The sequence below is a fragment of the Desulfolutivibrio sp. genome (assembly GCF_036584575.1).
Lineage (GTDB): Bacteria > Desulfobacterota > Desulfovibrionia > Desulfovibrionales > Desulfovibrionaceae > Desulfolutivibrio.
Genome location: NZ_JAZHDB010000232.1, coordinates 1 through 9875 on the forward strand (window position 1 = coordinate 1; position 9875 = coordinate 9875).

Consider the following 9875-nt stretch of genomic DNA (forward strand, 5'->3'; position numbering starts at 1 on the left):
CGCCTGGGGCCGTGCCCGCCTGGGTTCCCGACGCCGCGCCGCGCCGGTTCGGGGACGACGGCCTGGACCGGGCCGTGCGTCTGCTCGATGCGGTCATCGACCTGGGCGTCGCCCACCGCCTGCTTTTTCGCCGCAATCCGTGGCTTCTGGGCTGGCGGCCGGGAACCCCGGGGTTTGCCGTGAGCAACCTGCGGGCCATGGTCCACCAGGCCGCCTCATGCGCGCCCACGGCCCCGGCCGAAGCCTTCTGGCGGGAGCACGGGGGACGGTTTGCGGCGGGCATGGGCCGGTTCCACGACGGGGTCACGGACTATTTCCTCTCCGAGCGGCTGGCCGCCACCCTGTCCCGCTTCGACCGCGAGGCCGTGCCCGAGGCGGCCCTGGCCAAGGAGCGCCATGGGCTGTTCGGGCCGCCGCCGGGGGTGGGCGGGGCCTGCGGCCACCTGGTGGCCATCCTGGACGAACTGGTCCGGTTGCTCCTGGCGGGGTGACCGGCGACCATTTTCAGCGGCAGGGCGGCGTCGTCCCGTGCCCCCCGTCCCGTCGGCCTTTTGGGGGCAAGGCGGCAAGGCGGCAGGGCGGGGCTCAGTCCACCTCGATACAGTCATGGGGGCAATAGGCCTGGGCCCGCAGGGCGTCTTCCTCGGGGCAGTCGTCACAGATGACCACGGGTTTTTCGTTCAGGGGGTCCATCCGGAAGATTTCCGGGGCCATCTCGGCACACGTGCCGCAGCCGTTGCAACACACCGGGTTGACCGAAACGCTTCGCAGGGGGCAGGTTGTGGACATGGATCTCCTCATGGGGGCTTCAGTGGGAACATGCGCGATTGCGGCCGAAAGAGGCCGTCGCCGGACTATCGCATGTTGACCTGAGAGGCTAAGCTCGGAGGGAGAAAAGTCAATGCCCGGCAGCGGGCGGGGAATGGCCTACGGGATGCATTCATGATCTGCAACAGATGCGGCGCGGAAAACGACGACGACCTGCGGTTCTGCCAGGCCTGCGGGCACAAGCTGCGCTCCCGGGAACGCGCGGAGCCGGAACCCGGCGGCGAGGATGCGGCGGCCGGGACCACCGGGGCCACCGGGACCGATGGGCCCCGGGACGTCCGGACAGGGCCCGACCCCGGCCCAGGGGAGGCCGCAGGGAGTGAAACGCGCCTGTTTCTCGCCTCCCAGGGCGACATGCGTTCGCCCGTGTGGGGCAAACTGGGCGTGGCCTGGGCCCTGGCCCTGGTCCTTTGCGGGGTGGCGGTCTGGTCCATGGCGACCGGAACCTACTGGCCCCTGTATCCCCTGACGGGGCTGGCGGCCCTTCTGGCCTGGCGGCGCAGGCTCTGATCCGCCAGGCGAATCCGGGGATTACGAGGCCTTGGAAACCTTGTGCGGCCCCTGGGCGGGCATCCTTTCCAGGCGTTTCTTGAGTTCCTTGTAGTATTCCACCTGAAACTGGTGCACCAGGCGGCCGATTTGGTCCACGCCGCCCTGTTCCACGCTTTTCCAGGCCGGTTTTTTCCCCTCCTGGTGCAGGGCCAGGAAGTGCACCCCCATCTCGATCCGGCCGCCCTGGCCCGGCATCACGTTGCGCACGCAGGAGATGATCCGGAACAGGTGGCGGGTGTCGAAGGCCTTGCCCGAGAAGCTCAATTCCAGGAGCAGTCGTTTGCCCGGCTCCAGATGGACCTCGTTGGAGGCGAAGTCGGACTTGCTCAGGGACAGGCGCATGCCGCCGCTGGAGAGATTGCGGATGGTCAGGCCGATGCTGGAGTGGCTGGGGGAGACGTCCAGGATGGGCCGGGACATGATGCGCGGCGCGGCCTTGCTTCCGCCTCCGCCGATCACCGGCCAGATGCCCAGGCGGGGCATGTGCCGCATGTGCAGGGTGATGCGCACGTTCTGGCGGCGTTCCAGGGATTTGACGGCGTCCGGCAGGGCCAGGATCAGCCGTCCCTGGCGGGGAGCGACGGACACAACCCGGGACGAGAACTCGAAAAGCTGGGTGCGTCCGCTCTCGCGGGAGCACAGGATGAACCGGAACGAGAAGTTTTGTCCCTGCCAATGGCGCAGGCTGTCCAGCCGCATCCCCTTGGGTTCCAACTCAATGCCGCCGGGGGTGACCTCGGTGGCGATGAAATAACGCCGTTCTCCCGACCCTTCGCCTACCTCGATGCGGAAGACGGCCCGTTGCGCCGCGGCATCCTCGAGGAGTGGCCGCACGCCGGTAGAGATACGTCTGGGTCGAAAAAAAGTAAGGATTCGTCGTAACATGGGGTGAGCCTGCCTCGTGCCGAAAGGTTTCCGAGAAAAAGACACTGCGGAAGCCCATACCGGTTTTTGGCGGAGCTGCGGCATGTTGCGGAAAAAAGCCGCGAAAACGTCGCCCAACCGGCGTCTTTTCCCCCCTGCCTCCTCCACAGGCCAGACCCCGCTGGCGCGGCGAAAGCGTGTCGCCCCTGTTGGCGTGCGTTTTGGGGCAGGGAAAGAGAGGATACAGTGTACGTCATTTGAACCGTATCTGAAGGCTGATGGCCGTGTTGCCGTCGGTGAAGGTCAGATCCTTGAAGAGCTTCTGCCGATCCACGCTGTAGGTGTCCATGGACTGGATGTCCACGCGGGTGATTTCCTTGCGGGCCACGGGGATGGCGGCCTGGGAGGCCCCGACCTTTATGACGATGCGGTCGCCGTTGTTGTACCAGAAGTAGTAGCTGCGGTTTTCGGTGAAATAATAGGCCGGAGAGAAATCCATGATGTCCTGTTCCATCTTCTTGGAAAAGGCCATGTCCAGGCGGTAGATGTCGCCGGTTAAGCGGGTGACGTGGCTGGCGGCCAGGAAATAGCGGCCGGAGCTGTCCTTGGCCCCGGTGGTGATGTCGGCGAATCCGCCCACCACCTCGAAGTCGATGGCCGGGGCCGAGCTTTTGCCTTCCTGGCCTTTGAAAAACTGCTGCAGGGAGGCGATGGAGTCCGAGGTGGAGGCGGCCGCCCCGAGGGCCGGGGCCGTGGCGACCAGGAGGACGGCGAGAAGGATCAGGCCTGCCGCCAGGGACGCATCCGGAACGGGCATGGTTTTTCGGACGGGCATATCCCTTGCGCTCCTTCCCTTTTCCGCCGTGACGGCAATGCATACTATGGCCCGGACGCCTCGCGGGGCCCGGGACTGGCGCGACGTCGGAAAAAAAGCTATGCCGCACCACACGGCATCAATCAGTAACCCGCCAAACGGCGAATTGCAACGCCATGCACGAAACCACCGCGGCCGCGCGCCGCATCCTGGATGATCTCCCCGGTCGTCGGCTGTCCCGCGACGAGGCCATGACCCTGGCCGACCAGGCCAGCCTGCACGACCTGTGCGCCGCAGCCATGGCCGACCGCCTGCGCCGCCACGGCCGGGCCGCCTATTACGTCTTCAACCAGCACATCAACTTCACCAACGAGTGCGTCAACGCCTGCCGGTTCTGCGCCTTCGGCAAGCGCCCGGGCAGCCCGGACGCCGTGACCCACACCGTGGCCGAGATACGAGCCATGGTTCGCGCCAAACGCGACCAGACCGTACGCGAGACGCACATCGTGGGGGGCCTAAATCCCAAGCTGCCCTTTTCGTATTACGTGGAGCTCTTGCAGGCCGTGTCCGAGGAGCGCCCCGAGGCCGGGATCAAGGCCTTCACCGCCGTGGAGGTGGCGCATCTGGCCGATGTGGAGGGCCGCTCCGAGGCGGACATCCTCACCGCCCTGATGCAGGCCGGCCTGCTCATGCTGCCCGGGGGCGGGGCCGAGGTGTTCTCCCCGGCGCTGCGGGCCAAATTGTGTCCCGAGAAGATCTCCGGCGAACGCTGGCTGTCGGTGCATGAGACGGCCCACGGCCTGGGCATGAACACCAACGCCACCATGCTCTTCGGGCACATCGAGGCCGTTGCCGACCGTATCGACCATCTGGACGCCCTGCGCCAGTTGCAAGATAAGACCGGCGGTTTTTTGTGCTTTATTCCCCTGCCCTACCAGCCGGGCAACAACGCCCTGTCGGCCCGGGGGCCGGGCGGCGTCGACTACCTGCGCACCATGGCCATCTCCCGGCTCTACCTGGACAACATCCCGCACCTCAAAGCCTACTGGGTCATGGCCGGGATCAAGGCCGCCCAGATGGCCCTGTGGGCCGGGGCCGACGACTTCGACGGCACCTTGATCGAGGAGCGGGTGGGGCATGCCGCCGGGGCCGACACCCCCAAGGGGCTGACGGCCGCGCAACTGCGCCAGGCCATCGTCATGGCCGGGTTCACGCCGGTTGAGCGCGACGCCCGGTTTGCGCCCGTGGCCGGGGCCTAGGGGGCGGCGGCGAACCGAAACCGTTTTCGCAAAACCCGAGGAGACGACAATGAAAGGCCGCGTGCTCAGTTGGGACGGTTCCACGAAGTCGGGCGTCATTTCCGGGGAGGATGGCCAACGGTATGGCTTTTCCCTGGCGGACTGGAAGTCGGGGGAGTCGCCCGTGGCCGGGGTCGAGGCGGATTTCGTGCCCAGGGAAGGGGCGGCGTCCGAGATTTTTCTGCTCGCGTCTGCGTCGACGGCCGGGCCGAACAAGGTCATCGCCGCGCTTCTGGCCTTTTTCCTCGGGGGGTTCGGGATTCACAAGTTCTATCTGGGTTACAAGAAGCAGGGCCTGATCATGCTTCTCGTTTTCCTTTTCGGGTTCATCCTGGCCGGAATCCCATCCATGATCATCGGGCTGGTCTCGCTTGTGGAATGTTTCATGTACATCAGCAAATCCGACGCGGAGTTCCGGCGGGTGTACGTCGAAGGAAGCAAACCCTGGTTCTAGCCTGGCGTCTGTCATGAAAAAGGCCCGGACGAGCGTCCGGGCCTTTCGTTATCGTACGGATAGGCCGCGCCTCTTACGATGCAGCGCCCTCGGGCTTCGTGCGGCCGCAGGCCAGGGGCCATATCTCGTCCATGTGCTCCACGGTCTGCACCACGATCTTGGCCCGCAGCTCCTTGGGAATCTCTTCCAGATCCTTTTCGTTGCGCTTGGGGATGATCACCCGGGTCATTCCGGCCGCCACGGCGGCCAGGATCTTCTCCTTGACGCCGCCCACGGGCAGCACCCTCCCGCGTAGGGTGATCTCCCCGGTCATGGCCACGTCGTGGCACACCGGGGTGTTGGTCAGGGCGGAAATCAGCGCCGTGACCAGGGTCACGCCCGCCGAGGGGCCGTCCTTGGGCGTGGCCCCCGAGGGCACATGCACGTGGATGTCCAGCTTCTCGGTGAAATCCGGGTCGAGCCCAAGCTCCTTGGCCCGGGACCGGGCGTAGGACAGGGCGGCCTGGGCGGATTCCTTCATCACGTCCCCGAGTTTGCCCGTCAGGTGCAGCTTGCCCTTGCCGGGCATGGTGGCCACCTCGATGTGCAGGATCTCGCCGCCAACCGGCGTCCAGGCCAATCCCACGGCCACCCCGGGCGGCAGCACCTTTTCATGCTCCTCGTCCAGGTGCCGGGGCTGTCCCAAAAGCTTCACCAGGGCCTTGGCGGTGATGCGAAACGGCGGCTTCTCGCCCTCGGCCTTGCGCCGGGCCAGCTTGCGGCACACCGAGCCCACCTCGCGTTCCAGGTTGCGCAGCCCCGCCTCCCGGGTATAGTCCCGGATGATCTGGGACAACACCTGGTCGGAAAGGACCATGTCGGTCTTTTTCAGGCCGTTTTCCTGGACCTGGCGGGGCAGGATGAAGCGCTTGGCGATATGCACCTTCTCCTGCTCGGTGTAGCCGGGCAGGCGGATGATCTCCATGCGGTCCAGAAGCGCCGCCGGGATGGTGTCCAGGATGTTGGCCGTACAGATGAACATCACCTTGGACAGGTCGAAGGGCACGTTGAGATAATGGTCGGAGAAGGAGAAGTTCTGCTCCGGGTCCAACACCTCAAGGAGCGCCGAGGACGGGTCGCCCCGAAAATCCGTGCCCACCTTGTCGATCTCATCCAGCATGATCACCGGATTTCGTGTGCCGGCCTGCTTGATGCTCTGCACGATGCGTCCGGGCATGGACCCGATGTAGGTCCGCCGGTGGCCGCGTATCTCGGCCTCGTCGCGCATGCCGCCCAGGGACATGCGCACGAACTTGCGTTTCAGCGCCCGGGCGATGGACCGGCCAAGCGAGGTCTTGCCCACGCCGGGAGGCCCCACGAAGCACAAAATCGGTCCCTTCATGCCCGGGTTGAGCTTGCGCACGCTTAAGTATTCGAGGATGCGCTCCTTGACCTTGTCCAGGTCGTAGTGGTCCTCGTCCAGGATGCGCTTGGCCTCCTTGATGTCGAGTTGGTCACGGGACAGCTTTTTCCAGGGCAGTTCGGCCATCCAGTCCAGGTAGGTGCGGATCACCGAGGCCTCGGAAGAGTCGGGATGCATGCCGGTCAGGCGCTTTAACTGCTTGTCCGCCTCTTTTTTGACCTCTTTGGGCAGGCCCGCCTTGTCCAGGGCCTTGCGCAGCACCTCCATATCGTCGTCTTCGTCTTCGCCCTCGCCCAGTTCCTTGCGGATGGCCTTCATCTGCTCGCGCAAAAAGAAGTCCTTCTGGGCCTTGTCCATGCCTTCCTTGGCCATGTTCTGGATCTTGGCCTGCATGGAGGCCACCTCGACCTCCTTGACCAGCTGGTTGTTCACCAGATGCATGCGCTCGATGGGATCCTCGCATTCGAGGATTTTTTGGGCCTCGTCCACGCGCATGCGCAGATTGGAGGCGATGAGGTCGGCCAGGCGTCCCGGTTCGTTGACGCTGTTTAAGACGGACATGATGTCCGCCGTGGCGATGCCGCGCAGCGACAGGATTTTTTCGCTCTGTTCGCGGGCGGCGCGCATCATGGCCTCCTGCTCCAGGGTGATCTCCTTGACGTCGCGCTCCTCCAGCACCTCGATCTTGGCCAGATGGAAGGGATCGGTGGAGGTGAACTCCGTGACCCTGGCCCGGGTCAGTCCCTGCACCAGCACCTTGAGGCGGCCGTCGGGCATTTTCAGCATGCGCATGATCATGCCCACGGTGCCCACGACGTGCAGGTCGTCCGGGCCCGGTTCGTCCACCTTCTCGTCCTTCTGGGTCAGGATGAGGATGTATCTGTTGCCGCTTAAGGCCGCGTCCACGGCCTGCACGGATTTGTCGCGCCCCACGAAAAGGGGCAGGATCATATAGTTGAAGACCACGATGTCGCGCACGGGCAGAACCGGCATCTCCAGGGGGATGTCGAGTTGGGCCTTTTCCCCGTCGCCCGGGCCGGTTTTTTCGTCCACTGGCGGCGTGTCCGTGGCTGCCGCAGCCTCGGGCGCCACCTGCAGGGCCGCGCCATCCTCGGGAAGGGTCGTATTTTCACCATTCATGAGTCGGGTTTCTCCTTTTCTGGTCGTCTCGTACGGTGGTCGCGACGCGGCATGCGGCCCGCGTTGCGGCCAAGAATCGCCCCATCGCTTCCCTTGTGGCGTGCTGCGGGAGGCGGATGTTGCGAAAAATTCGGCGTTTTCCCGGGCAGGCCCGGCCCCGACGGCCTGGACCCTGCGGCGGGGGGCTCGCCGGGTTTTCGTCCCCTGGCCGGGGACGGGATCAGCCGCGGATGGCGAAGCCCGGGTAGGACTTGTCGTAGTCGATGTGGTTGGCCTCCACCTGTTCCACCCGGGCCAGGGTCGGACCCTGCCACAGACGCTCGGCGAGGGCCTTTTGGGCCTCTTCGGACCCCTGGGCCAGCACTTCCACCTTGCCGTCCGCCAGATTGCGCACCCAGCCGCGAAGCGAAAGGCTGTCGGCCTGCTCCTGAACGAAGGCGCGAAAATAGACGCCCTGCACCTTACCGGAGATGATGCAATGCAAGCTCTTTTCCATGGTCCCCTCCGTGTGTTCCGGGCCGTGTGGGCTACCCGGAAGGATCGAGATTCCTGCGGCGACCTACAGCATGCCCTCGGACTGGAAACTGAAATAGCTTTTTTCCGTGACCACCAGGTGGTCCAGAACCCGCAGGTCCACTTCCCGGGCGGCGGTGATGATGCGCTTGGTGAGCTCCACGTCCTGCCTGGAGGGCTTGGGGTCGTTTCCCGGGTGGTTGTGCACCAGGATCACCCCGCTGGCCTTGCGCAAAAGGGCCAGGGCCAACACCTCCCGGGGATAGACGGCGGTCTGGTCCACGGTGCCCTTGCTGACCTGCTCCCAGCCGATGAGCCGGTTTTTGTTGTCCACCAGGGCCAGCCAGAATTCCTCATCCTCCAGCGTCCCCAGACGGGCCATGGCCATGCGGGCCACCACGTCGGGGCTGCTTAAGACCGCCCGTCGCCGCACGGGATCCTCGTTGATCCGGGCCCAGAACTCCCGCCACAGCATCCAGAACTGGGCATAGCCCTGGCCGAATCCGTCAACGGCGGTCAGTTCGGCGGCTCTGGCCGAAAAGACCCCGCGCAGGCTTCCGAAACGCTCAAGCAGGGCCTTGGCCAGAGGTTTGTTGTCACGGCGGGGGTTGGCGTAGCTCAAAAGCAGCTCCAACACCTCGTATTCCGCAAGGCCCCGGGGATTTTCCGCCAGCCGCTCTTTGAGTCGCTTGCGGTGCCCGTGGTAATGGGGGTGACTTTCCTTAATAAGCATGGCGGACCGCCCGGGCAAGGGTTTCTCCCCTGAAAACATGGCCGCAACCGGCCTTGTTATCTGGAAAGTGACGCAAAAAGGGGGTGAACACAAGGATAAATGGGGATGCCGCCCGGCTTTTCATCGCGAAAAAAGGGAAAAAAGCTCTGCGGCCAGCAGTTCCATGGCCTGATCCGGATTTCTCGACCCGGACTTGATGCCCTGTTCGGCCTCCATGGCCAGGTCGAAAAGGCGGGTCAGGCCGCGTTCGCCCAGGCGGCGGGCCATGGCCTCCTTTTGCGACTTGACAAACGGCGGCAGGCGCACGGCCTCGGCCTCGCCCAGGTGGATCTGCCACATCTGGCGGGCGTCGCTGCGCAAAAGGCCAAGGAATTTGAAGATCATGTCCTCGGGCGACAGGCTTTGCTCGAAGATTTCGCGCCAGATGGCGGCCTCGGCGCCGCGCTTGGCAAAGGCGTTTAAGAAGGCGAAGGCGTCCATGCCCGGCCGGGAGGCCAAAAGCGACAGGTCGTCCTGGCCGATGCGCCCGGGCGGGGGTGTTTTGTCGGCGGCGGCAGGCGGCGCGTCGCTGCGCGAACGCGCCAAAAGCTCGATTTTCTCGAGTTCGCGCCCGGCCATGGCCATGTCCTCGGGCAGCGCGGCGGCCAGGGCGTCGAGCACGCCCGGGGCGAAGGACAGGTTTTTCGAGGCGGCCCAGTCTCTCAGCATGGGGGCCATGTCCCGGCGGGTGAGCCCGGGCGAGGTCCATATCCAGCGGCGTTTCTCGGCCACCTGGTAGTAGGGCTGGGAGGAGAGGGCCTTGGGGAAGGTCGGCCCCTTTTTGCCGAAGGGCTTTTCCAGGCAGATCATGGGCCAGACGTGGGCGGCGAAGCCGGACAGGGGGCCCTTGAGCTTGGGCCAGAAGTCCTCGGGCAGGGCGTCGGCCCGGCGCAGGATCACGGCCTTGGGCTCGGCGAAAAGGGACGGGGCCGTGAGCGCCCGCCAGAAGGCGGCGGGAATCTCCTCGTCGCCCTGGAAGACCTCGCGGGTGAAGACCTCGCCGGATTCGCCGAGCAGGCGCTCCACGCGGTTTTTGATCATTTCCGGGTCCGGGCAGACGAGGAAGGTGAAGCCGGGGCGTTGCATGGGGGTGAGGATACTCAAGGGGGGTGGGGGAGGCAAGGAGCGGGATCGGCTACAACCTCTTGAACCTCCGATACACCTCGTCGTCGTTTCTCTTCCCTCTCGCCGCGCAGGACGTTGACCACCTGGGGCAGCTCGTCCAGGTTGGTGCGGCG

10 protein-coding genes and 1 pseudogene are annotated in these 9875 nt (G+C 65.2%); 4 read left to right on the top strand and 7 right to left on the bottom strand.

All coding sequences use genetic code 11. The features are described 5' to 3' along the window. Positions 1–491: pseudogene (locus V3572_RS17545) on the top strand (hypothetical protein); the annotation flags it as partial. 94 nt (positions 492–585) lie between these two features. Here the strand turns inward: V3572_RS17545 and V3572_RS17550 are convergent. Then, on the bottom strand, positions 586–789 hold the full coding sequence (locus V3572_RS17550) for a ferredoxin (protein ID WP_332112328.1): 204 nt from the start codon (positions 787–789) through the stop codon (positions 586–588). Positions 790–942: 153 nt separating this feature from the next. On the opposite strand from V3572_RS17550, the gene V3572_RS17555 reads away from it, so the two are divergent. Continuing rightward, complete coding sequence (locus tag V3572_RS17555; RefSeq protein ID WP_332112329.1) at positions 943–1338, top strand: zinc ribbon domain-containing protein; 396 nt, start codon at positions 943–945, stop codon at positions 1336–1338. A 21-nt stretch (positions 1339–1359) separates the two neighbouring features. On the opposite strand, the gene V3572_RS17560 is transcribed toward V3572_RS17555, so the two are convergent. Together V3572_RS17560 and V3572_RS17565 are read right to left on the bottom strand one after the other, a co-directional pair. Then, positions 1360–2214, bottom strand: a complete 855-nt coding sequence (locus tag V3572_RS17560) for a hypothetical protein (protein ID WP_332112330.1) — start codon at positions 2212–2214, stop codon at positions 1360–1362. Between the two features lie 283 nt (positions 2215–2497). Beyond that, positions 2498–3079, bottom strand: coding sequence for a hypothetical protein (locus tag V3572_RS17565; RefSeq protein WP_332112331.1), 582 nt, complete (start codon positions 3077–3079; stop codon positions 2498–2500). Between the two features lie 155 nt (positions 3080–3234). Between V3572_RS17565 and mqnE the strand changes: the two genes are divergently transcribed. Further along, positions 3235–4317 carry an aminofutalosine synthase MqnE gene (gene mqnE, locus V3572_RS17570; RefSeq protein WP_332112332.1) on the top strand — a complete coding sequence of 361 codons (1083 nt, stop codon included), beginning with the start codon at positions 3235–3237 and terminating at the stop codon, positions 4315–4317. Between the two features lie 49 nt (positions 4318–4366). Beyond that, on the top strand, positions 4367–4810 hold the full coding sequence (locus tag V3572_RS17575; protein WP_332112333.1) for a TM2 domain-containing protein: 444 nt from the start codon (positions 4367–4369) through the stop codon (positions 4808–4810). A 73-nt stretch (positions 4811–4883) separates the two neighbouring features. Here V3572_RS17575 and lon read toward each other — a convergent pair whose 3' ends face one another. The 4 genes from lon to V3572_RS17595 all read right to left on the bottom strand — a co-directional run bounded on the left by lon (position 4884) and on the right by V3572_RS17595 (position 9723). Then, positions 4884–7352 (bottom strand): endopeptidase La, encoded by a 2469-nt coding sequence (gene lon / locus V3572_RS17580; RefSeq protein ID WP_332112334.1) that lies wholly within the window; start codon positions 7350–7352, stop codon positions 4884–4886. A gap of 220 nt (positions 7353–7572) precedes the next feature. Continuing rightward, positions 7573–7848 carry an acylphosphatase gene (locus V3572_RS17585; protein ID WP_332112335.1) on the bottom strand — a complete coding sequence of 92 codons (276 nt, stop codon included), beginning with the start codon at positions 7846–7848 and terminating at the stop codon, positions 7573–7575. Between the two features lie 63 nt (positions 7849–7911). Further along, a complete protein-coding gene (radC, locus tag V3572_RS17590) occupies positions 7912–8598 on the bottom strand; it encodes a RadC family protein (protein WP_332112336.1) in 687 nt (228 codons plus the stop codon). A 120-nt stretch (positions 8599–8718) separates the two neighbouring features. Then, positions 8719–9723, bottom strand: a complete 1005-nt coding sequence (locus tag V3572_RS17595; protein ID WP_332112337.1) for a DNA polymerase III subunit delta — start codon at positions 9721–9723, stop codon at positions 8719–8721. Between the last annotated feature and the right edge of the window lie 152 nt (positions 9724–9875).

Excerpts from the sequence above, each read along its gene's own strand:
- V3572_RS17550 (WP_332112328.1), bottom strand. The coding sequence starts at position 789 with ATGTCCACAACCTGCCCCCTGCGAAGCGTTTCGGTCAACCCGGTGTGT.
- V3572_RS17555 (WP_332112329.1), top strand. The coding sequence starts at position 943 with ATGATCTGCAACAGATGCGGCGCGGAAAACGACGACGACCTGCGGTTC.
- V3572_RS17565 (WP_332112331.1), bottom strand. The coding sequence starts at position 3,079 with ATGCCCGTCCGAAAAACCATGCCCGTTCCGGATGCGTCCCTGGCGGCA.
- mqnE (WP_332112332.1), top strand. The coding sequence starts at position 3,235 with ATGCACGAAACCACCGCGGCCGCGCGCCGCATCCTGGATGATCTCCCC.
- V3572_RS17575 (WP_332112333.1), top strand. The coding sequence starts at position 4,367 with ATGAAAGGCCGCGTGCTCAGTTGGGACGGTTCCACGAAGTCGGGCGTC.
- lon (WP_332112334.1), bottom strand. The coding sequence starts at position 7,352 with ATGAATGGTGAAAATACGACCCTTCCCGAGGATGGCGCGGCCCTGCAG.
- V3572_RS17585 (WP_332112335.1), bottom strand. The coding sequence starts at position 7,848 with ATGGAAAAGAGCTTGCATTGCATCATCTCCGGTAAGGTGCAGGGCGTC.
- radC (WP_332112336.1), bottom strand. The coding sequence starts at position 8,598 with ATGCTTATTAAGGAAAGTCACCCCCATTACCACGGGCACCGCAAGCGA.
- V3572_RS17595 (WP_332112337.1), bottom strand. The coding sequence starts at position 9,723 with ATGCAACGCCCCGGCTTCACCTTCCTCGTCTGCCCGGACCCGGAAATG.